Source organism: Eoetvoesiella sp. (genome assembly GCF_035555955.1).
Taxonomy (GTDB): domain Bacteria; phylum Pseudomonadota; class Gammaproteobacteria; order Burkholderiales; family Burkholderiaceae_B; genus Eoetvoesia.
On record NZ_DATMGA010000021.1, the window covers coordinates 18,525 to 41,645 of the forward strand.

The window sequence follows — 23,121 nt, forward strand, 5'->3', positions numbered from 1 at the left end:
GCATGGTGAATACTTGGAATCCAGGCACTACTGAAAACTACCTCGGCTTATGCCGCTAGCGGCACTACGCATGATTCATGGGCGAACATCGTATTGATCGCTTTCGTGAGTGAGATAACTGGCAGCATACAGGCTGTCCACAATATCGGGCCCGCGAGGAAATTCCGCCGCAACGGCTCCATCGCGCACGACCAGTACTCGATCCGAGCACTCGGCAACCTCCTCGATGTCCGAAGACACGTAGAGCACGGCCGCTCCGTTGGCCGCGGCTTTGCGTATCAGCGCAACAAGATCGCGCCGTGTCATTTCGTCTACGCCTTCGGTGGGCTCATGCAACAGCAGGACCTTGGGGCTGTCCTCGAGCACGCGGGCCAGCAATACTTTTTGCTGATTCCCGCCGCTTAGCGTGGCGATCGGCATGTCGGGGTGCTCGGCGACGACCTGGAAGTCGCGGCATACCTCGCCCGCCCAGGCAAGTTCACGACGCTTGGAGATCAAACGCGCCAATGTGTGTCGTGCGCGAGCCAAGGGCGAAAGGTTCTCGCGAACACTGGCTTGCAGCAGCACCCCCTGCGCCAATCGCTCGGCGGGCACCAGGCCAATACCATGGCGACGGCTTGCATAGGTGCCCGCGCGCGGCACCCGCCGCCCCGCCACCGTCACCCTGGCGCTGCCTGCACGCAATGCTCCGGCAATCAGGTACGGAACCTCCTCATAGCCCGCACCGGGAGCGCCGGTCAGCCCGACAATCTCGCCGGCGCTTATCGTGATCTCCTGCTCGCAAGAAAAGCGGTCGCCGTGCATATCGGACACGCTAAGAACGATATCGCGGCGGGAAGCATCCGCCAATGGCTGCACCTTTCCTTTCTGATGGACGGCCGCCAGCCGGCGCCCGCTGGCCAGTTCCAGCAGCTTCTCCTCGGTGATTCCCGCAACCTCGACGACACCGGAGACGCGGCCATTCATCAACACCGTGGCGCGATTGGCGGCCTGCAGGACCTCGAGCATATGATGCGTGACGATAAGCACGCCTCCCCCCTGTTTCGCCACCAGGCTGGCCGTGGCCAATACTTTGTCGGCATCGCGGCCCCGCAGCCTTGCCGTGGCTTCGTCGAGAATTAGCAGATCCAGGGAACCATGGGGCGCGGCGTTCTTCAAGGCTCTGGCAATCGCCACAATGGTCTGGTTTGCCGGTGATAAATCGCGCACCAGCGCCTCCGCCCCGAACTCGGCGGCCAGCGACTCGAGCAGAGGCTTGACGATTCGACGCTCCGCGGCCCAGTCTATGGTGCCGAACCGGGCAGGCTGGTACTTCGACATGCAGCAATTCTCAAGCACCGTCGCGTCGAAGCACAAGCCCAGGTCCTGGTGCACCACACCGACCTGGGCGGGCCTGCCATCGCGCCCGTCAATGGCTACGGATCCACGATCCGGATTGACCACCCCGCTGACAATCTTGACCAGGGTCGATTTTCCCGATCCGTTATGGCCAAGCAATGCATGCACCTCGCCCCGCAAAACCTCGAGAGAAACATTCTGCAGGGCATGCGTGTGCCCAAACCGCTTGTCCACTTGCCGCACGCTCAACACGGCAGTGGAAGCCGCCAGCGGCTTGGGCCCGGCTGCCATTACTGCAAGCCCCATAGTTTCAGGAACCCCTGCTTGTAGTCATCGCCAAAAAGGGCTGTCGACAAGGCTTTCGATGACGACGTATCGACATTCTTCAAGTCCTTCGTCGCCACATACCGCACCGGCGAGATCGGATTCGCAGGCTCCTGCTTGAGCATGCCGCGCATGGCCTGATCCACGACAGCCCAGCCGATCCACTCGTTATCCTGCGCCGTATTGGCCGCGTAGATATCGCCCTTCTTTACCAGCGCCTGTGCGGCCGGCGTGCCGTTGAACGACGCGATATGCACTCTTCCCGTCGCGCCGGCCTGCTGAACCCCGGCCGCCGCGAAAATTCCCATATCGCTGTAAATCGGCAGAAGATAGTTGACCTCGGGGTGGCTGCGCACGATTGTCGTGGTCAGCCCGGTGATGGCCGTCGACCACTCTGCCAGCGGCGTATCGGTGATTTGCACGATCGAGCAGGTGGCGCATTTGGCCAGGGTGTCCTTCATGCCTTTGACAATGGTCGGCGATGCGCTGACCTCGGACGTATTCATGATCACGACATGGGCATGTCCGTTGGTATTGACGATCGCGGCCGCCGCCGACAACTGCCCTGTAAGGTACGAGTCCGGCGCCACGTTGCCATAGGTGTTCGGATCCGAGCCCTGGCCGGGCACGCCAACGACAGGCGGCGAGTTGATGGCTTCGACGGTGGGAATGCCCTTATCCCTGGCCGCCTTGATCTGGTTGGCAATGATCTTGACGACGTCCCCATCGTTCACGATGGCGTTCGCCCCGTTGTTGATGGCTTCCTGAAACCCTTGCTGCATCCTGACGGGCGAGCTCTTGGCATCGAATACCGTCGTTTTCAAGCCCGCCCTGGCGGCTGCCTCTTTAACCGCCTCGGCGACGCCGATGATGGCGCCGATGCGGGCATCGACAACTTGAATGGCAATGGTCTTGCCCTTCAGCGAGGAGATGTCCAGGGGAGGGCCGGGCGGGGTGAACTTGGGCCTGGCCGAGTGTTCTTCAATCAATTGCCGCATTTGCGCGACAACATCGGACGCCGCCGCCGGCGCGGGCGCGGCCCCCGAAGCGGCGGGCGCTGCGGATGCGCTGCCAAGGGCAAACACCCCGGCACACAAAAACGCGGCGGCCACAGTGCTTACAACGGCCTTTCTTTTTCCGGGCATTATCACGATCTCACTCCTTATTCAAAGCCGCGCATATACTCGCTCTGCGGATATGCGATAGGCGGCGTACTCAATGGCGGGAACTTCGCGCGAATATCTCGGCAAAGGCCACGGCAAGAATCAGCACCGCGCCTTCAAATACATTCACCACCCAGCTCTGCAGACCGAGAAACTGCAGACCCGTCGTGCCAACAGCAAGAAAATAAACGGCCCATATCGTGCCCCAGACGTTGAAGCGCCCAGGCGTAAAGGCCGTCGACCCAAGAAACACCGCCGCATAGGCCGGCAGGAGAAAAGCGTTGGCGATCGTCGGCGACGCCGCGGCCGTCTGGCCGCTAAGAACGATTCCCGCCAGCGCCGACAACACGGAGGCAAGGATCAGCGACACCGTTCGTATCAGGTTCGTGCGTATGCCCGCCAGCATGGCCGCCTTGCGGGCGTTGCCGGTGAAGAACATGCTGCGGCCCACCGGCATGAAGCTCAACGCAATGTAAAAACACATTCCAATGACGATCATGTAGATGAACGACAACTGCACGCCATGCAGCTGCGTCTGGAAAACAGCCGTGAAGCCATCCGGAAGACCGCCTATCGTCATCGAGCCGAACGCTCCAACCGCAAGCCCCGTTACCAACGTGCCCATACCGAGGGTGACGATGAACGAATTGATCCCCAGTTGCACCACGAACAAGGCATTGACGGCGCCTACGATCACGGCCAGCACCAGGGCAACCAAGCATGCCGCAACGGGATCCATGCCGGCATTCGTCGTAAAGTAGGCAACCGCGCTTGCCGACATCCCCATGACCGACGCCACGGACAAGTCGAACTCGCCGACAAGCAGGGCGATCGTGACTCCGATGGCCAGAATCACGAGAGCGGCCTGCGTACTGAGTATGGTCGTCAAGTTGCCTATCGTGAAGAACGTCGTTGGCCGCAAGGCCGAGAAAACGGCGATGACGGCAACAAGCGCGATCAACAGGGCGTAGCGCTGTATGGAAGGCGCGGTACGCGCCCGTTGGCGCTTGGAGTCCGTCGTTGCCAGGGATTCAGATGTATTTGTGCTCACCGCTGCCTCGTTCCTTTGGGGTAATGCCGTGCTTCGCCCCCGGTATTCTTTACTCTCAATATTCCAGGGTTATCTTGCCGATTATTTTTCCCGCCTCCATCAACTCGTGAGCCTGCACGATGTCTTCAAGCGGCAAGGCCCGCCCGATCAAAGGCTTGAAATAGCCCGAATTCAAGTGCCTGACACTGTCCGAAAGGTCTTTCATCGTGCCCAGCCTCGAACCGAAGATCCTGATCTGCTTCACAAATGCATAAGTAATGTCCATGGCGACCTCGTCGCCGCTCGTCGCGCCGGCCGTCACGATCGAACCGCCGAAAGCGCATAGCTCCAGCGTTCGTTGCCAGCTCGCCTTGCCCACGTGCTCGAACACAATGGATGCCCCCTTGCCCTCGGTGAAGTCCATGACCCGTTTCACCATGTCGGGCTTGTAGTGGTCGACGATCAAATCGGGGGCGTATGCCTTCAGCATTTCGAGTTTTTCTTCGGTTCCCGCGCTGGCAATGACCCTGGCCCCCGCCAATTTCGCAATTTCGATGGCGGCGCTGCCCAAGCCGCTGGTTCCAGCCCACACGAAGACCGTATCCGCAGGGCCCACGCCTACCTTTCCGACCAGCATCTGCCAGGCGGTGATGTAGCTGTTGGGGAACGCAGCGGCATGCGCAACAGGAACCTCCTTCGAAATCTTGACGGCATTATTTGCGGAAATAACCGCATATTCGGCGTAACTGCCGTTATAAACGGTGAAATTCGGACAATATTGAAATTCGCCGCGCCGGCAACGATCACATTTCCCACAAGGGATATAGGGGTTGGCGATTACGCGGTCTCCCGGCCTGAAAGCAGGATCGACACCTTCACCCGCCTCTTCAATCACGCCGCAGACATCCACGCCCAGCACAGTCGGCAAGTCCACGTGATAAGCCGGGTGCGGATGCCCTTTGCGTATCCATACATCACGATGATTCACCGAGGTGGAAAGCATTTTTATCAATAGCTCGCCTTTGCCCGGTTTTGGAACCGCAATCTCTTCCAGTTGCAGAACACTGGGATCGCCATGCTTTCTTATCAGGGCAGCCCTCATCAAAACCTCCAACAGGTACGGGATTCCAGCCCAGCCCCTGGAGTCCCCTCCACGGACGGCCAAAGCCTTTTCCGGCGCCCTCCGCTTCACAGCACGCGACGGCGGCTATCTGGAAGCACCGGAAAACATGAGGTCGAGCATAGTGCAGCTATCCTCGCAGCGACCGGCACGCGATGAAATATCTGCACGCGGCGGATGTCGCCTGCATTCTCTGGACGAACAGCGTCCTTTCCTCGTCTCCCGTCTAGGTAGAAACCCTCAACAAACAGACAAGCCGCGCGTATTAGCATATGTACAGTTGCATCAATTGGACGCAATACGACGTGACACGAATTTGAGATGGGTTGCATGTATTCCGAAACTACACGCCTGCGCCGCGCAAAAAGCTATCACGACAACTTCATCTCGAGCGATCTGGATGAAACAAAGCAGTACATCGGTCAGGCTATCAAGCCGCACGCCCTGACCCTGCTCGACCGCAAGCAGTCGCTGAGCGTAAAAGTCGGCCGCACTGCGTTCGGCCGGTTGTCGTTCATGTACATCCACCACGGCGCGGACGTCCACGTCTATCCGGGAAAGCTTGAAACCCTTTTTCTCTTCCAGGTTCCCATCCACGCCAATAAGCAAGAAGTGCGGGTAGGCAGCTCCGTCATCCAGGTTTCTCCCGGCATCGCGTACGTGGTTTCACCCACGCTCGACCTGGAACTCAGGATGTCGAAGTACTGCGACAATGTGGTGCTGGCGGTAGAACGCAGCGGGCTCGAGCAGTTCCTGGAACAACTTCTGCAGCGGCGCCTGGACAGGCCGCTGGAGTTCTCGCCCAGGGTCGATCTTGATCAACACGGCAGCCAGGAGCTGGTGAGGCTGATGTCACACATGACGCGGCAGCTCAATCTGCCCTCGTCCAGCCTGCGGAATCCCCTCGTCCAGGCCCAGGCCGAGTCACTCTTGATGAGCACCATGCTCATCAACCTGGAACACAACTACCGCGACGAACTGCTCAGCGAAACCGCGGCGCCCAAGCCCCACCACGTCAAGAAGGCGCAGGCCTACATACTGGAAAACGCACAGAGCACGCTGACGCCGGAAGACATCGCCAGGGAAGCCTGCGTCAGCGTAAGGTCCATCTACGCCGGCTTCCAGACCTACCTGCATTGCACGCCGATGGCCTACGTCAAGAACGTCAAGCTGGACAAGATAAACGAAGAACTCAAGCAGGGCGACGCCGGGGCCATATCGGTTTCGGAGGTCGTATCGAAATACGGCATCTCCAGCCTGGGGAATTTTTCGGCCAGCTACCGCAGGCGCTTCGGCGAGCTTCCACGGGAAACCCTGCGCCGCAAGAGGTTTTAAGCCCCGGTCTCGTGTCAGGCATAATGCCGGATTGCCTACAAGCATCCTGTGCAGGAAACCTAATCGATGAATCGACGCGCAGTATCCGCGCCCCCTTCAAAAAAGCAGCCTCGCTTCAAGCCGGACTCCTCGCGCTGGCGGATTCTGGCCGTATTATTGATTGCGCTGTTCATGTCGCTGGTGTGCGTGAGCATCGTCAACGTCACCCTTCCTTCCATACAAAATGCGCTCCATGCTTCGCAGTCCGACATTCAATGGGTGCTTTCGGGCTACGCGCTGACGTTTGGCGTCGTCCTGGTCAGCGCGGGGCGCGCGGGCGACATCATGGGGCGCGGTGGGCTTTTCCTTATCGGCACGGGCCTGTTCACCATCTCGTCGGTGGCGGCCGGTCTGGCTCCGGACGCCACCTGGCTCAACGCCGCGCGCTTCCTGCAAGGGCTGGGCTCGGGGCTGCTGAGCCCGCAGGGCATCGGCATGATCCAGCAATACTTTCGTGGCGCCGAACGCGGCCGGGCGTTCGGCTACCTGGGCACCGTCGTGGGCTTTTCGGTTGCCATCGGGCCGGTGCTGGGAGGGCTGCTCATCCATCTGGGCGGGCCCGACCTAGGCTGGAGGCTGACCTTTCTGGTCAACGTCCCCGTCGGCATCATCACCATCGTCCTGGGCCTGCTCTGGTTTCCCCGCCCTCTCTTCGCCCGCGCGGCAAGCCCTGAAACCGCTCCGCCGGGCCTGACTGGCGGCCTTCTGCGCTCGCTGGATCCGGTCGGCGCGGGCCTGCTTGGACTGGCGGTGCTGGCCGTCCTGCTGCCCTTCATGGAAGCCCACGACTCCCCCCTGACATGGCTATGGTTCCCCGCAGGCCTGGTGCTGGCCTATGGATGGGTCAAGTGGGAACGCCATTACGCGCGCCGGGGCGGCAGCCCCATGGTCGATCTGGATATTTTCTCCATTTCGAGTTTCACCAACGGAACCCTGATCATGACACTGTACTTTCTGGGCATGACCAGCGTCTGGGTGCTGGTGGCGCTTTACGCCCAGATGGGCGCCGGCCAGACGGCATTCGAAGCCGGACTGCTTGGCGTGCCGGCAGCGCTGGTTTCGGCCTATGCCGCCGATTGGGCGGGCAAGCGGGTCATGCACTACGGCCGCAAAATCGTTATCTATGGGATTTTGCTGGCGCTGCTGGGCCTGGCATCGAGCATACTGGTTGCGTATTTGCACGAAAAAGACATGGCCAGCATTTGGTGGCTGGTGCTCTCGCTGTCGTTCATCGGCCTGGCGCAAGGCTCGGTCATCAGCCCGAACCAGGCGCTGACGCTGGCGGACGTGCCGCTGGACTACGCGGGAAGCTCGGGGGCCATCATGCAGACGGGGCAGCGCATCGGCACCTCGATAGGCATCGCAATGATCACGGCGGCCGCCTTTGCCGCGCTCAAGGCCTGGTCGTCGTGGGCCATTGCCGTCATGGTCGGCTTCGGCGTGGTTGCCCTGGTGGTGGTGCTGGCCCTGCTGGTGGCCATCAAGGACTTGCGCGACCGCCGATAAGGCAGCGGGACTGCCCAGGGCTATTCCCGGCGGCCCGGCCCAACCGCCAGGCGCACGCTTCGCTAGTCGAGCAAATCGCGCAGCACGTACTGCATGATGCCGCCATGGCGATAGTAGGCGGCCTCGCTGGGAGTATCGATGCGCACCAGTGCCTCGAACTGCACATCGCCCGCGCTGACCTTGACCTTTTCCACCTGATCCGAATCATTGAGCCGCGTAACGCCGGTGATATTGAACTCTTCCTCTCCGGTCAGGCCAAGAGTCTCGGCATTCTGCCCGTCCAGGTACTGCAGAGGCAGCACCCCCATGCCAAGCAGATTGGAACGGTGGATGCGCTCGAACGATTCGGCGATGACCGCGCGAACGCCCAGCAGCAGCGTACCCTTGGCCGCCCAATCGCGCGACGAGCCCGAACCGTACTCTTTGCCGGCCAGCACCACCAGCGGCGTGCCCGCGGCCAGATAGTTGCGGGAAGCGTCGAAGATTGTCGCCACCGGCGCACCGGCCTGGGTGAAGTCGCGCGTGTAGCCCCCTTCGGTGCCTGGCGCCAGTTGGTTGCGCAGGCGCACGTTGGCGAAGGTGCCTCGTATCATCACTTCGTGGTTGCCACGGCGCGAACCGTAGGAATTGAAATCCTTGGGATCGACGCCAAGCGCGGCAAGGTATTGCGCGGCCGGGGAGTTGCGAGCGATGGTTCCGGCGGGGCTGATGTGGTCGGTGGTGACTGAATCGCCCAGCTTGGCCAGCGCGCGGGCCCCAAGAATATCGCCCACCGGCGACGGGTTGCGCGGCATGTCCAGGAAATAAGGGGGCTTGCGCACATAGGTCGAGGCATCGTCCCATTCGAACACCCGCCCTTGCGGAGCGGACAGGCCGCGCCAACGCTCGCCGCCGGCGAACACGTCGGCATAGCCGTCTTTGTACATCCCCGATGCGATCGACGATTCGACCACCGCCGCCACTTCGGCGGTGCTTGGCCAGATGTCCTTGAGGTAGATGTCCTTGCCTTGCGGATCGCGGCCCAGGGAATCCTGGGCCCAATCGAAGTCCATGGTGCCCGCCAGGGCATAGGCCACCACCAGCGGCGGCGACATCAGGTAGTTCATTTTTACTTCGGCGTGGATGCGGCCTTCGAAGTTGCGATTGCCCGACAAGACCGACACGACGGCCAGGTCGTTGGCGTTCACCGCCTGGCTGACTTCGGGGATCAGCGGGCCCGAGTTGCCGATACAGGTGGTGCAGCCATAGCCGACGAGGTTGAAGCCCAGGGCTTCGAGATACGGCATGAGCCCCGCCTTGTCGTAGTAGTCGGTCACGACGCGGGACCCTGGAGCCAGGCTGGTCTTTACCCAGGGTTTGCGCTTCAGGCCCTTTTCCACCGCGTTTTTCGCCAACAGCGCCGCCGCCACCATGACGGCGGGATTCGAGGTGTTGGTGCAGGAGGTGATGGCCGCGATAGCGACCGAGCCATGGTCGATGGTGCAAGACACCCCGTCGCCCAAAGTGATCGAAGCGGGATTCGACGCGCGAGGACCGCCGCCCTTGGCGTCGGCCTGCCCCGCCGGCGCGGCGGAATAGGCTTCGGGCTGTTCAGGCGAGGGGGGATCCGATGCCGGGAAGGTGCCGGCCACCGCATTGTCGTACCCGGTCAAGGCCTGGGGCGCATCGCCGACGAGCTCGGGCAGTGCGGCGCGGAATGCCCGCTTGGCATCGGCCAGCGAAATGCGGTCTTGCGGGCGCTTGGGCCCCGCAATGGAGGGTACGACGGAAGACAGATCCAGTTCGAGCCGTTCGGAGTAGCGCGGCTCGACAGCGGGATCGTGCCACAAGCCCTGCTCTTTCGCATAAGCCTCGACCAGGGCAATCTGTTCCGGCGAACGGCCTGTGAGCTCCAGGTACTGAAGGGTTATTTGATCTATGGGGAATATGGAAATCGTGGAGCCGTATTCCGGGCTCATATTGCCGATGGTGGCCCGATTGGCCAAGGGCACAGCCGCCACGCCCGGCCCGTAAAACTCCACGAACTTGCCCACGACCCGATGCTTGCGCAGCATTTCGGTAATGGTAAGCACCAGGTCGGTGGCCGTGCTGCCTTCGGGCAGCGCCCCGGTAAGCTTGAACCCCACCACCTTCGGAATGAGCATGGAAATAGGCTGGCCCAGCATGGCGGCCTCGGCCTCGATGCCGCCCACGCCCCAGGCCACCACGCCCAGGCCATTGACCATGGGCGTGTGCGAATCGGTGCCCACGCAAGAGTCAGGGTAGGCGCTTATGACACCGTTGTTTTCCCGCGTGAAGACCACGCGCGACAGATGCTCCAGGTTGACCTGGTGCACAATGCCCGTATCCGGCGGAACGACCTTGAAATCGTTGAAGGCATTCTGGCCCCAGCGCAGGAACTGGTAGCGCTCGACATTGCGCTGGTATTCCAGCTGGACATTCTGCTCGAACGCATTTCTGCTGCCGAAGGTATCGACAATGACGGAGTGGTCGATGACAAGCTCGACGGGCGAGAGCGGGTTGATCCGGTCCGGATCGCCCCCTAGGACGGTCATGGCATCGCGCATGGCGGCCAGATCGACCACGGCGGGCACGCCCGTGAAGTCCTGCAACAGCACGCGGGCGGGAGTAAACGCAATTTCCTTTTTGGATTCGGCGTCGGGGTCCCAGCCCGCCAGGGCCTTGATGTCCTGCGCGGTGATGTCAGCGCCGTTTTCCGTGCGCAGCAGGTTTTCGAGCAGGATCTTCAGGCTGTAGGGCAGACTGGAAACCGGATACCCGGCATCGGCAATGGCCTTGAGCCGGTATATTTCGTAGTTTTTCCCCGCAACGCTCAATATGCCTTTAGCGTTGAAAGTGTCAGTGCTGTCCATCGCCACAGACCTCCTTTAACGATTAACCACCACTATTGAGATCGGTTCATCTCAATCGCCCGGCCTTGCGCTGCGCGCGATGCAGCAGCTCAAGCGCGATTTTCATCTTAGCATACAGGCGGTATGACGCACGGACACCGGAAAATGGCCCGAAAGCCGCGCTCCGTGCGGCTTTCGGCGGGTTCAACTTACGGCCCCATCGACAAACCGGCGGCCTGAGCGCCAAAATGGCGAACCCCTCAAGGGCGGGCATGGGATCAGGCTTTTTAAGCGGTCACTGCCGCTTGCTTAACTTTCGCCCGCTGTACTCGGCAAGACCGATCCCGGCCAGAATCAGCGCCAGGGCAACGGCGTGATACAGGTGAAATTCCTCGCCCAGCAGGGTGACGGCCAATAACGCCCCCCAAATGGGCAGCAGGTTGACGAACAGGCCGGCCCGGTTCGATCCAATCAATTCCACCGCTCGAATGTAGAAAACCTGGCCCAACAGGCTGGGAAAGATGACGATATACACAATCGCCATCCAGCCTTGCAGGTCTGGAACAATGGTGGCCCCTTGCGCCATTTCAAAGGCCAGCATGGGCAAGGCGGACAGCGTCGCCCCCACGCACAGAATGAACATCAGGCTGACCCAGTGCATCGCGGGTTTGCTGCGCAGCGCCGCCGTGTAAACACCGTAGGAAATAATCGCTGCCAGCATCAGCGCGTCGCCAAGGTTGATGTCGAAGGCGGCCAGGTTGCCGAAGTCGCCCCGTGCCGCAATGGCGACCACGCCGATGAAGGAGATCACGAACCCCACCGCCTGCATCAGGCTGATGCGGCTGCCGAACAGAACAAAGCTGGCGCAAAATATGAAAAGCGGCATGCCGCCCTGCAAAATGGCGCTATTGATTGCCGTGGTGAAGACCAGCGCGTAGTAAAGCGCAACGCTGAACCCCGTAAAACCAAGCAGCCCAAGCAGCAGCAAATACCCCAGCCGCGGCCGGATCGCCGGCCAGTCCGCGGCAATCTGTTTTCTGCTGAAAACGTACAACGCCACCATTACCGCCGCCCAGCGCATCGTGACGACCACCATGGGCGAAGCATGACCCACAGCCAGTTTCCCGGCGATTGAATTGCCTGCCCAGAAAAATGTTGCCCATGCCAGCAGGGCGTACGCCTTATACACCACCATTCATCCCCATCGTTAAACGCAGCCTTCCAATCATAACGGAAGGCCCGCAAATGACATCGACAAAAGGGGATTGCCGGCTCGGAGGCGGAAAGCCACGCCCGGCGCCGCCGATACGCCCGTTGCCGACAAGTCGCCGGCAACAGAGCACAGTCCTGGAATTATTTATCCATTTTGCACAGCGAAGCATAAGGATCGGAGTGATCCTTGACAATGACGTTCACGGGCTCGTAGTCCAGCTTGCCCTGAGCGTTGCGGGCCACGCGCACCAGATACCAGTTCTGCACGGGGTATTGATTGGGGCCGAACCTGAATTTGCCGCGCACGCTTTCGAAGTCGGCCTTGCGCAGCGCCGCACGGAACTGGTCGGGCTTGCCCTTGAGGTCGCCATTGACGGCCTTGAGCGCCGAGCCGATCAGGCGCGCCGTGTCGTAGGACGTGGCCGCGTACACCGTGGGACGACGGTTGTAGGCCTTTTCGAACGCAGCCACGAACTGCTTGCTGGCGGCATTGTCCTGCGAAGCCGTCCAAGGCGTGCTCAGGTAATAGCCCTCGCCGGCATCGCCCGAGGCGGCCAGCATGCGGTCGTCCATGGAGTACAGCGGGGTAACCATCTTGATGGTCTTGTTCAAGCCCGAGTTGGCAAGCTGCTTGGCAAAATTGATGCCGGCGCCGCCGGGCAGGAAATCGAAAATGCCGTCGGGATGCAGCGAGCGGATGCGCGCCAGTTCGACCGAAAAGTCGGACTGATCCAGCTTGGTGTAGATTTCGGCCAGGATTTCGCCCTTGTAGGCGCTCTTGAAACCATGCATGGCATCGCGGCCCGCCTGGTAGGCCGGCGCAATGAGCACCATTTTCTTGAGCCCCAGCTGGTTGGCCGCCATGGCCGAGGTATCGCTGTACGAGTCGTTTTGCAATGCCACCGAGAAGAAATTGGGGTTGCAGGCCTTGCCGGCGAAATTGGAAGCGCCCGCATTCAGGCTGATATAGAAACCGCCCCCCTTGAGCACTGTCGGCGCCACCGCCACCATCACATTCGAAAAGTTGATGCCCGTGAACAGGTGCACGCCGGCCTGCAGCATTTTTTCGGCCGACTGCTTGCCCGAGCCGGGCTTCAGGCCGTCGTCCTCGATGACCATGTCCACCGGAACGCCGCCCAGCTTGCCGCCGCCCTGCTTGACCGCCAGCATGAAGCCGTCGCGCTCGTCTTCGCCGATATAGCCGGCGGGCGTGGACAACGTGGTGATGAAGCCGATCTTGACCGGCTCCTGCGCATGGGAAAATGCCGCCGCGGCAGACAATGCTGCGGCAACGCCCAGTTTCGTGAAAAACTTCATGTCGCGTCTCCTATCGTTTTATGAATCGCAACGTCAAGCGCGCGTATGTTTATCAGGAGAAGTATAGGAAGGGGAGAATTATCAGTCGATACATCATGACTGATAATAATTATCAATTAATTTGATGAAGGCGAATTTACCCCCTATCCCAGCTTCGGGACAAGCAGCAGCGCCACACCAGGGAACAGGATAAGTATCATCAACGTCACCACGGCGGTGGCCAGGAAGGGAAGCGACCCGACGAAAATGGTCCTTAGCTGTAATTCGGGCATAATGGTTTTGACCATGAATATATTCATGCCCATCGGAGGATGGATAAGGCCAATTTCCATCATCAACACCACGAAAACGCCAAACCATATCATATTGATGCCCAACGGCTCGACGATGGCCGCGAAGATGGGAACCGTCAACATCATCATCGACAGGCCTTCCATCACGGATCCAAGCAAGACGTAGATCAGCACGATAACCAGGATGACCTCCAGCCCCGTGAAATGCTGGGCCTGAATCCAAGACACCATGGTGTTGGTCAGCCCGGACAAAACGATGAAGTTGGCAAAAAGCTTGCCTCCAAACAAGATGGTAAAGATCATCCCTGTCATTTTCGAGGCTTCCAGCAACGACTCCACGTAGGTTCGAAAGCTGAGCTTTTTACGGCTGATCGCAAACAGCAGCGATCCGCCGGCGCCGATGCTTGCCGCTTCGGTCGCGGTAAAAAACCCGCCGTACAGCCCTCCCATGACAAGCAAGAAGATGGCGAGCACCCCCCACACCCTGCCCAACAAGCGTAGGCGCACAGACCACGACGAGCGATCCCCCACGGGTCCCCGCTCGGGGTACCGAAAAACCGTCCAACGCACAGCCACCATGAACATCAGGCCGAGCAAAATACCTGGAACGATGCCGGCGATGAATAACGCGCCAATATCCTGCTGAGTCAGTATTCCATAGATCAGCAGTGGCACGCTTGGTGGTATCAAGGCACCCAGTGTGCCCGCCGAGCTGACGCAGCCGCTGGCCAGGGTATCCGCGTAGCCTCGCCGCCGCATGGGCGGCATGGCTACCCGCGTCATTGTCGCGGCAGTGGCGATGGAGCTGCCTGAAATAGCCGCAAAACCGGCACTGGCCATGATGGTGGCGTAGGCAAGCCCCCCTTTCAAATGGCCAAGAAACGAATAGGCCGAGTCGTAGAGATCCTCGGCCATCTCCGCCTTATAGATGAAAGTCCCCATCAATATGAAGAGGGGCAGGACGGACAGGCCGTCGTTGGCAGCCAGATCGTAGATCGTTTGCGCCATCATGAACAGCGCGGGCTCCCAGCCGCGAATCCACGCAAAGAGCGTAACGCCCACGGCCAGCATGGAAAAGCCGAGCGGCACACCATAAAAAGCCAACAGAAGCACAATGGCAAAACCAATCAAGGCGAGAGTCATGTTGCACTCCTTCCTGCACCGGGGTTGGCGCAAAGCCCAAGATGCAGAACAAGCAGAAACAACACCGCTAGCGCCGCGACGCAGCTAAGGGTGCCCATGAAATAGCTTAAATAGCCCTGGGGCAAGTGCAGCACCATCGTGTACTGTTTGTCTTGAAGCAGCATATGGCCGCTCAGCAGCAACTGCCGGCCTATCGTGGCGCAACATAGCAGACTGATCAGCAAAACGACCAGCCGCTGTACCCAGGCGCCTTTGGCGCCCAATCTGCCGTGCAAAATACTGACCGTAATATGCTGTTCAGTTGCCGTAACCAGCGGAAACGAGGAAAAAACGACTATCGCTATGGCAAAGCTGATCATCTCCGCACTCCCCGTAATGGGCCGGGCAAACCAATAGCGCATGAATACATCGCAAAACGTCAGCCCCATGATGAAGCTCAGCGATACAACGCACAGAAACACCAGCGCTTTGTTCGCCATGGAAACGGCTGCGCCCTTGTCCATGCTTCGTTCCGGGCCGGGCAAGCCTCCTTCGGGTCGGGCGGGGCTCATTTTCTTTCAGCCAAGGATTGTGATTGCTCACGGTAATATTCAAGAGCCGCCTTGCCGTCTACGCCCTGAGCATCGGCGGCTTTTATCCATTCGGCCTCCAGCTTGTCCGCCCCCTCCTTCATTTCCGCAATGAATTTGGGCGATGCATTTTCATAAGCAATACCCATCTTGAGGGCCGCGGCGTGAGAAACCTTCTCTGCCTTGTCAAATGCGGCTATGCGCCTGGCAAACGCCTCGCCCGATAGGGCAGTGATTTTTTCCCGATCACCCTCGTCTATGGATTCCCATTTTCGTTTATTGATGATCAGGGAAAAGCTGGGTGTCGACAGCCCGCCCGGGAAAACCGTGGCATTCTTGACGTAGCGAATGACTTTGAACATGTCGGAATTCAAATCCGAGATCCCCACATACGCATCAACTGCCCCTCCTGCAATGATTTCGCTCATTTTTGCCGCTGGAGTGGAAATGACCCCGGCTTGCGTCATTTCCATGATCTTGGCCGGAACCCCCGGCAACGCCCAAACCTTGATGCCGTCCAGGCCGTGCATCGACTGCAACGGCTGCTTCAGGCTGTACATAATGCCCGGGCTGGTAACCATGACGCCCAAAAGATGGACATTCTTATACTCATCGGCCTTTTTGAAGAATTTTTCGTACGTGCGCCAAAGTGCGATGGAGTTGGCCTCGGCGGTCGTCGCTAAAAAGGGCAAATGCGGCAATTGCATCAATTTCAATTGCGACGCGACGTTGCCGTTGAAAAGATAGGCTCCATCGACGACACTATTTCTGACCATATTCCAAAGCTGGTCGGGAGCTGCCAGGCTGGTGGGCGGAATCTTGATCTGCACCCGGCCCTCAGTGGCCTTCATCACATCTTCGGCCCAGGGAACGACCACATCGGTATTCATCGGATCCTGGGCGGGGAGAAAAGCATTAATGACCAGCGTGGTCGTTTTGGCGCTGGCCGGCAGTCCGGTACAGAACAATCCGGTGGACATGGCTGCAATAGCAGCCCACTTGAAGCAATGCTTGTTCAGCATGATGTTGTCTCCTGTTTTGTTATGGAATAGTTGTCAAGAATGTATCGGCAGCCTTCTTTTTGGGTTGGAAAATACCGCGCCTCGGCTATTGGCGCGTGGTCGTTACGACAAGCCCGCCAAACGGCGCGGATTATCGACAAGGATCGCACGGCGGCTCGACGAGTCAACGAACCAGCGTCCGAGGGCGTTGAATAGGGCAATGTCGTCCGGCATATCGCTGGCCCGGAAGTAGCCGGTGTGAGGCCAGTCCGAGCCCCAGACCAACCGGTCGATGGCGACATCGGCCAGGGCGTGGGCATAAACATCCACGTCACACCAATCCTCCAGCCGGCTGATTCGATCCGCGCCCGACAGCTTGACCCAGACTTGCGAGTGCTGGGCAAGCCGCAACAACGTTTGAAACGCCGGTTGGTCCATCCCGAATCCTGTATCGATCCGTCCGAAATGATCGATGACCACGCGACAAGGCAGTGACGCGATGAAGGGCTCCAGCCGAACCAGATCTTCGGCGCTCATGTGAAGCTGAAGATACCAATTCATTTCCCGGATAATCAGCGCTGCCGATTGGATTGCGGCCGCATCGAAGATGCCCCCATGCTGAGGGTTGAAGGCAAAGCGTACGCCTCTGACCCCGGCGCGTTGCATATTGCGCGCCTGCTCAAGGGAGAAGTGGCTTGCGCACTGAATCACACCAATCAACATTTCGGGGCATCGAGCAATGGCTTCCAGGTAAATATCGTTATCGGGGCCCTGGGTATTCGCATGGACGACCACTGCGTGCCCTATACCTAGCACCCCGGCCAATTCCATGTAGTTTTCCAGTGCTGCAGGCGGAGGCGTGTAATGCCTTGTTGGCGCATAAGGATAGCGGGCAGGCGGGCCAAGCACATGAAATTGCATATCCCAGGATCCTGAAGGGGCCTTCCACTCTGGGGTTCGCGCAACCGGGCGGGGCCCAAGGCAGGCGGGAATCTCGTTTTCACTGAGTTTCATCATATGCCCCAGTACGTTGCGCCAGTCGCGCGAAATCATCGCTTGCCTGCGCGACAGTCCGATCGACGATTTCAGGCGCCAGGCCAATATTGCAGGATGGATCCAGTAGATCCCGCAGGGTATTCTCGGAAAGATGCGCTCTTACCTCGTCATGCTTCATCAAGCGCTCCGCGAACGATTCGCCGCAATCACGCACTTGCCGGCAGATCGCATGCAGCAGGTCGTGCGCGGCGAGGCGCCCGACATGTGGAGCGAGCGCCATCTGGATGCGCTCGCTCAACGCCAGGCCCTCGGTCAGATCGCAGTTGCTTCGCATGCGTCTGGTGTCGACACGCAAGCCTTCCAGCAACTGCCGGGTTGTACGCAAGCACATTTCCATCTGGATAAAGGCCGCGGGAAGCGCCGCATGCTCCACCATCCCCTGGCCGGATCGATCCAGGTTCTGGCGCGATGACCGCAGAACCAAAGAAACTTGCGCCTGCACCTGCTCCGCCCCGTTCATGACCAGCCAACTGAGGATGGGATTGGCTTTGTGCGGCAACGTGCTTGACGTGTCGCGACCACCTGTTTCGGGTTCGGCCAGTTCGCCGATTTCAGTGCTGGACAACTCAGCGACGTCTTGGGCTATTTTTGCCAGCACCGATGCCGTCAAGGCGAGATAGAGCGCCACATCCAGGCAGGCATCGCGGGCGCTGGACGCGCTGGCGTAACGTGCCTGCAAGCCCAGTCTTCCCAGGACCCGGAGCTGAACCTGCAACCCGGCGTCACCCATGGCCATGAGCGTACCGCTCGCACCGAATAGCTCCCCCTCCATGGGACGCTGCAGCAAATCGTTCAGGCGGTTCGCGGTACGTGCAAGCGATGACAGCCATGTGGAGCATCTCAAGCCGAAAGTCGTGATGCCGGCATGGCCGCCGAAGCATCGCGAGGGCATGGGAGAGGCGCGGTACATGCTGGCCAGGCTGGCCACTTGTTCGCCAAGGCGGGCAAGCTGCGGCGCCATGAGACGCAACGATGCATTGACTTGCTGGGCCCGGACGGTAATCAACAAGTCCTGCGTCGTGGCGCCCCAATGCAGCGAACGGCCTGCGGCCCCGCACTGAGAGGTCAACTGCCGGATCAACGGGGCAATGGGATATCCGGACTTCTCCGTCGCCGCACGCAGCGCCGCATAGTCCACACTCGCATCTCTCAGGCAATCGCAGATGTCCACGGCATCCTGTTGGGGTATCAAACCCAATTCGGCCTGCACGCGCGCCAAAACGCATTCAAACTCAAGATACCGCGACACGGTATGCTCCAGCGAAAAAACCGCCGCGATACTGTCGATGGGCATGGCGGTGCGGTTGTCGCGCGAAGCCGGGCGAGCCATGGCGGTCACTCGCCGTTTTCGATGAAAAACTGTGTTTCTTGCCGGCCGCGCAAGGTGATGTCAAAGCGCAGCCGCCATCCATCCGCGCCGTATCCATCATCAATACAGATCAAGGTTTGACGAGCGCCAAGATCTTCAATGCTATTCAGGATGGGATCTTCGTCGTTGAGCGGCTCATTGGGAAAATACATTTGGGTTATCAGGCGATGCATGACACCGGCCGCATAAACCGAGAAATGCACATGAGGAGGCCGCCACCAATTGTCGTAACCCGGATTGGGGTAGGCTCCGGGCTTGATTGACACGAAACGATAAGAGCCGTCGTCTTTGGTCAGTGTCCGGCCAAAGCCTTTGAAGTTGGGATCGACGGCTTGATCGAACGTATCGGCGGGATGATCGTACTTTCCCTTGCTGTTGGCGGACCAGACTTCGATCAGCGCACCGGGCACCGGCCTGCCCGTTTCGTCGGCAAGAATGCCGCTGATGACGATCGGCTCGCCTTCGGCCCGCGGAGCGTCCGGCGACCACGCGGCCAGGTCGTGGTCCCCATCCTTGATCAAAAAGCGTGGATGAAAGGGCCCGATGGTCTGATGAGGCGTGACAATCGGCAGCTTGCGGCCTGGTGTGCGCTTCTCATGGAGGACATATCCCTTGATCAACGACAGCCGATGCGGATCGACGAAGGTATTGGGATGAGGTATAGACCGCGACTTGTTGTCAGTCATTCAGAGTCTCCCGTTGGTAGCGTGAATGACCGCAGTATAGGTATACCCCTACGATTGGAATAGAATCGTTGATCTTTTGGGCAATAACACCAAGTTATATGCCTGCCGGGGTGCGACGCAGCGCGTCGGCCATCGCCCTTGCTGCAGGCGGAAGCGGCGAAGCACTGCTGGCGATCAAATAGACGGTCAACGGAGCGAGAGGCTCCTCGATGTCTATGGCCCGTAAATGCGTAGCATAGAACGGGTGATTAAGGAGCTGGCGGGGCAAGATACAGATCACATCGTTTTTGAGCATCGAGGCCGTCAGCGTCGTGAGAGACTCAAATCGTAGAACCGGTTGCGACAGTGTCTCGCCCAGCGCCTTGAATTTTTTTTCAAAGATGCTGCCAGGCCCGTGCGCCGGACCATTGATGGCCCACTGGGCGTCTTTCAGCTCACGAATCGACGTGGCGCTCTCGCAAGCATGTCCAACCCGGCATGCGACGCACAGAGGAGACTCGAACAAAGGCTCGACCAGAAATTCGCTGTCCAGCGGATGGTCGGGAAGGGGCCCCACGGCAAAGTCGACTTCACGCTCACGAATCAACGGCAGGACTTTAGGGTAAAGGCCGTCGCTCACAGCCACGCTGACCCCCGGATTTGTGCGATGCAAACGCTGTAGCGCTCCGGGAACAACCATCATGGCCGCCGCCGGCGATACCGCAATGGAAGTATGGCCGCGTGTGTCGCCTTGTATATCCAGGACTTCCTCTTCCATACGGCCGATCTCGATCAGTACAGTCCGGGAGCGGGCCACTACCGCGCGCCCGTACTTCGTCAATACGGTGCCCTGGTTCGTGCGCTGGATCATGGGCACGCGGAATTCCTCTTCAAGAGCCCGTATGCTCTTGGTCAATCCGGGTTGGCTGATGGCAAGTTTCTGGGCGGCTTTCCGGATGCTGCCCACGTCGGCAATCGCGACGAGCTGTTCAAGTTGTTTGAGCCGCATGAGTAAACCTGTGGTTATCGTTATGTAAAACTTGAATACTATTCGCGCCCCCAACCCTTGTCTATTCTTTCTTCATCTGAAGCCGGGTTCGATTTTCGGATCAACCCCAAAACTCATCAGCAAGGAGACTGACTGACATGAACGTGAAAGATAACGTTCCCGTTGACGGCGAACGCGGTTTGCTAGACCGCTCGATCTTCGTGGATCCCCATGTATATCAACGCGAGCTGAAACACATTTTTGCACGGTGCTGGCTATTTCTTGGACACGAATCGCTGCTGCCGAACGAAAACGATTACTTCACAACGTATATGGGCGAAGACCCTGTCATCGTTACCCGCAAGGGCGACGGGAAGTTTGGCTGTTACCTGAACATGTGCCGCCACCGGGGCAACCGGGTATGCCGTGGAGACGCGGGCAATGCGCGCACATTCGTCTGTCCGTTTCACGGCTGGACGTTCAAGAACGATGGCTCGTTAAGCCATGTCCCAGGCTACAAAGAGGTCTATTTCAGCGAACTGGACATCGAATCCCACGGCCTGGTTCCCGTAGCCCAGATCGACAGCTACAAAGGCTTGTTATTTGCCACTTTTTCCAAGGATGCTCCTCCACTTGCAGAGTATCTGGGAGATATGACCTGGTATCTGGACATGATCCTGGATCGCCGCGAAGGCGGCATCGAATTCCTGCCGGGTGTCCACAAATGGCAAATCAAGGCCAACTGGAAATTCCCCGCCGACAACTTCATCGGCGACAGCTATCACGGCCCGGTAAGCCATCAATCGGCATGGGGCTCCGGCTTCGAGGGCATGCCTCGGCGCAAGCGAGGCTATGGCTACGAAGGGTTTCAAATCTGCATCCCCGGCGGCCATGGTTTGGGTGTGCGCTGGGCAGATAACCGCGAGGACTACATCGACATGGCCCTGCCGGAGTTTCAGGAATACGAGCGCTCGCGTATTGATGAAGCAACCCAAAGGCTGGGAGCATTGCGGGCGCATACTCTCTCGCCCATGCATTCCACCATTTTCCCCAACATGTCTTTGCTGTGGCAAGGCGGCACGATGCGGGTCTGGCATCCGCGAGGGCCAAACCTGACGGAAGCATGGGGATGGTGCTTCGTCGATAAGTCGGCGCCCGAAAGCCACAAGCAGCTTACCCGCATTCATGATCTACAGCGGCACGGCACCAGCGGCACCTGGGAAGTCGACGATGTCGACAACTGGGTGCAAAGCACCAACGCAAGCCGGGGGTGGGTAGCCCGCCAGGTACCGCAAAACATCCAGATGGGCGTCAAGCATGAGGCCATCCATCCGGAGCTGCCCGGCTTGACCGGGGGATTTCAATCAGAGATCAATCAGCGCGGGTTCTATCTTTGGTGGCAGGAGATGCTGAACAGCGACAAGTGGCCGACGGCGGCAGGCGCAGCGAAATAATCCGGAGGAAAAAACCATGACAACTGTATTGACCAGCAGCCTCGACGACAAAACCCTTGCGCGCATCGGCCTGCAATATGAAATCGAGCAGTTTTTATATGAAGAAGCCAGAATGCTCGACGAGCGCCGATTCAAGGATTGGATCGATCTGTTTACCGACGACATCCAATACTGGATGCCCATTGTTTCCAATCGAATGGGAAAAGACCTGGGCAATGAGCGGACCCTGCCGGGCGAGCTGGCTCATTTCGACGAAGATAAAACCAGCTTGGCAAATCGGGCCCGGCGACTGGAGAGCGGCGCCGCATGGGCCGAAACCCCGCCATCCCGAACCCGCCACATCGTCGGCAACGTGCAGGTGCAGCCGCTGGAGCAGGAAGATTCGGTCTCCGTGGTTTCCGCTTTCCTCTTGTGGAGATCGCATCTGGAACACGACGAGGAGGCATTCAGCGGACAGCGGCACGATGTATTGCGCCGCTGCGGCGGCGGCTGGCGAATTGCGAAAAGGACGATTTATCTCGACCATTCCGTCATTACTCAAAAAAGCCTGGGAGCGTTTTTCTGAAATGTACGCCGACCTCTCGACACGCACAGCCCTGGTAACCGGAGCGGCCAAGGGCATCGGCAAGGCCACCGCCCTGGCTTTTGCTCAGCAAGGCGCAAGTCTGGCCTTGCTGGACCGCGACGCCGAGGCACTGGCGGACGTGGCCGAAGCATGCCGCGCCGCTTCGCCTCAAGGGCGCGCCATGCATACCTTCGTGGTGGATCTGATGGATCACCAGGCCACGGCGCATGCAGTTCGCACGGCGATCGACAAGCTGAACGAGCTGAATGTGGTGGTCAACGTCGCGGGAATAACGTCCCCCGCCCGGGATCCCTTCGAGGGCATTGCACCGCAGGACTGGGAACGCGTGTTTTCAACCAACGTGACATCGATATTCGTCATTGTCAAAGAAGCGCGCCAAGCGTTGATCGACGACAAAGATGGACGCATCATCAACATTTCATCGCTTACCGCCTCCCGGTCGCTGGATTATCTGCCCGCCTATACGACATCCAAGGCCGCTGTGAACAGCTTTACCCGCGTTCTGGCGCGTCAGTTCGCTCCATTTGGGACGACCGTCAATGCCATCAGCCCAGGATTCATCCGCACCCCGCTATGGGATGAACGGAGCGACGAATTTGACAGCCGCATCGACAAATGGGTACCCATGGGCCGGCCGCAGTCCGCCGATGACGTGGCCTGGCTGAGCGTCTTTCTGGCAAGCCCGCTTGCTTCGAATATTACAGGCCAAATCATCGGCGTGGACGGCGGGGCCTCGATCTAATAAGGCGCGCCTTTCTATT

19 protein-coding genes are annotated in these 23,121 nt (G+C 59.4%); 5 read left to right on the forward strand and 14 right to left on the reverse strand.

Features of this window, described 5'->3' with window-relative positions:
• Positions 1-75: 75 nt before the first annotated feature.
• The 4 genes from VNT00_RS06565 to VNT00_RS06580 form a co-directional block, all read right to left on the reverse strand.
• Complete coding sequence (locus VNT00_RS06565) at positions 76-1,644, reverse strand: sugar ABC transporter ATP-binding protein (protein ID WP_325585707.1); 1,569 nt, start codon at positions 1,642-1,644, stop codon at positions 76-78.
• Positions 1,629-2,660 carry a substrate-binding domain-containing protein gene (locus VNT00_RS06570; RefSeq protein WP_325585708.1) on the reverse strand — a complete coding sequence of 344 codons (1,032 nt, stop codon included), beginning with the start codon at positions 2,658-2,660 and terminating at the stop codon, positions 1,629-1,631. The genes VNT00_RS06565 and VNT00_RS06570 overlap by 16 nt, the downstream gene beginning before the upstream one ends.
• Before the next feature lie 217 nt (positions 2,661-2,877).
• Positions 2,878-3,876, reverse strand: a complete 999-nt coding sequence (locus tag VNT00_RS06575) for an ABC transporter permease (protein WP_325585710.1) — start codon at positions 3,874-3,876, stop codon at positions 2,878-2,880.
• 55 nt (positions 3,877-3,931) lie between these two features.
• Positions 3,932-4,969 carry an alcohol dehydrogenase catalytic domain-containing protein gene (locus VNT00_RS06580; protein WP_325585712.1) on the reverse strand — a complete coding sequence of 346 codons (1,038 nt, stop codon included), beginning with the start codon at positions 4,967-4,969 and terminating at the stop codon, positions 3,932-3,934.
• 336 nt (positions 4,970-5,305) lie between these two features.
• Between VNT00_RS06580 and VNT00_RS06585 the strand changes: the two genes are divergently transcribed.
• Together VNT00_RS06585 and VNT00_RS06590 are read left to right on the forward strand one after the other, a co-directional pair.
• Complete coding sequence (locus VNT00_RS06585) at positions 5,306-6,310, forward strand: AraC family transcriptional regulator (protein WP_325585714.1); 1,005 nt, start codon at positions 5,306-5,308, stop codon at positions 6,308-6,310.
• A gap of 66 nt (positions 6,311-6,376) precedes the next feature.
• Positions 6,377-7,855: an MFS transporter gene (locus VNT00_RS06590; RefSeq protein WP_325585716.1), complete on the forward strand. Its 1,479-nt coding sequence runs from the start codon at positions 6,377-6,379 to the stop codon at positions 7,853-7,855.
• A gap of 62 nt (positions 7,856-7,917) precedes the next feature.
• Here the strand turns inward: VNT00_RS06590 and VNT00_RS06595 are convergent, their stop codons facing one another.
• The 10 genes from VNT00_RS06595 to VNT00_RS06640 form a co-directional block, all read right to left on the reverse strand.
• A complete protein-coding gene (locus tag VNT00_RS06595; RefSeq protein WP_325585718.1) occupies positions 7,918-10,728 on the reverse strand; it encodes an aconitate hydratase in 2,811 nt (936 codons plus the stop codon).
• Positions 10,729-11,002: 274 nt separating this feature from the next.
• Positions 11,003-11,902, reverse strand: a complete 900-nt coding sequence (locus VNT00_RS06600; RefSeq protein WP_325585720.1) for a DMT family transporter — start codon at positions 11,900-11,902, stop codon at positions 11,003-11,005.
• Between the two features lie 158 nt (positions 11,903-12,060).
• A complete protein-coding gene (locus VNT00_RS06605) occupies positions 12,061-13,236 on the reverse strand; it encodes an ABC transporter substrate-binding protein (protein WP_325585722.1) in 1,176 nt (391 codons plus the stop codon).
• Positions 13,237-13,379: 143 nt separating this feature from the next.
• Entirely contained in the window at positions 13,380-14,672 is a 1,293-nt protein-coding gene (locus VNT00_RS06610) for a TRAP transporter large permease (protein ID WP_325585724.1), read from the reverse strand.
• Positions 14,669-15,175 (reverse strand): TRAP transporter small permease, encoded by a 507-nt coding sequence (locus VNT00_RS06615; RefSeq protein WP_325585726.1) that lies wholly within the window; start codon positions 15,173-15,175, stop codon positions 14,669-14,671. The genes VNT00_RS06610 and VNT00_RS06615 overlap by 4 nt, the downstream gene beginning before the upstream one ends.
• Before the next feature lie 44 nt (positions 15,176-15,219).
• Positions 15,220-16,263, reverse strand: coding sequence for a TRAP transporter substrate-binding protein DctP (dctP, locus tag VNT00_RS06620; protein WP_325585728.1), 1,044 nt, complete (start codon positions 16,261-16,263; stop codon positions 15,220-15,222).
• Positions 16,264-16,365: 102 nt separating this feature from the next.
• The gene (locus tag VNT00_RS06625; RefSeq protein ID WP_325585730.1) at positions 16,366-17,163 is read right to left on the reverse strand and encodes an amidohydrolase family protein; all 798 of its coding nucleotides are present in this window, start codon (positions 17,161-17,163) and stop codon (positions 16,366-16,368) included.
• 79 nt (positions 17,164-17,242) lie between these two features.
• Complete coding sequence (locus VNT00_RS06630; RefSeq protein ID WP_325585732.1) at positions 17,243-18,628, reverse strand: lyase family protein; 1,386 nt, start codon at positions 18,626-18,628, stop codon at positions 17,243-17,245.
• A gap of 5 nt (positions 18,629-18,633) precedes the next feature.
• On the reverse strand, positions 18,634-19,353 hold the full coding sequence (gene pcaG / locus VNT00_RS06635; protein WP_325585734.1) for a protocatechuate 3,4-dioxygenase subunit alpha: 720 nt from the start codon (positions 19,351-19,353) through the stop codon (positions 18,634-18,636).
• A 94-nt stretch (positions 19,354-19,447) separates the two neighbouring features.
• On the reverse strand, positions 19,448-20,341 hold the full coding sequence (locus VNT00_RS06640) for a LysR substrate-binding domain-containing protein (RefSeq protein ID WP_325585736.1): 894 nt from the start codon (positions 20,339-20,341) through the stop codon (positions 19,448-19,450).
• A gap of 137 nt (positions 20,342-20,478) precedes the next feature.
• On the opposite strand from VNT00_RS06640, the gene VNT00_RS06645 reads away from it, so the two are divergent.
• Genes VNT00_RS06645 through VNT00_RS06655 form a run of 3 tightly spaced genes read left to right on the forward strand, consistent with a single transcriptional unit; the run spans position 20,479 to position 23,102 of the window.
• Entirely contained in the window at positions 20,479-21,774 is a 1,296-nt protein-coding gene (locus VNT00_RS06645) for an SRPBCC family protein (RefSeq protein WP_325585738.1), read from the forward strand.
• A gap of 28 nt (positions 21,775-21,802) precedes the next feature.
• Positions 21,803-22,339 carry an aromatic-ring-hydroxylating dioxygenase subunit beta gene (locus VNT00_RS06650; protein ID WP_325585740.1) on the forward strand — a complete coding sequence of 179 codons (537 nt, stop codon included), beginning with the start codon at positions 21,803-21,805 and terminating at the stop codon, positions 22,337-22,339.
• A gap of 1 nt (position 22,340) precedes the next feature.
• Entirely contained in the window at positions 22,341-23,102 is a 762-nt protein-coding gene (locus VNT00_RS06655) for an SDR family NAD(P)-dependent oxidoreductase (protein ID WP_325585742.1), read from the forward strand.
• Positions 23,103-23,121: the final 19 nt, after the last annotated feature.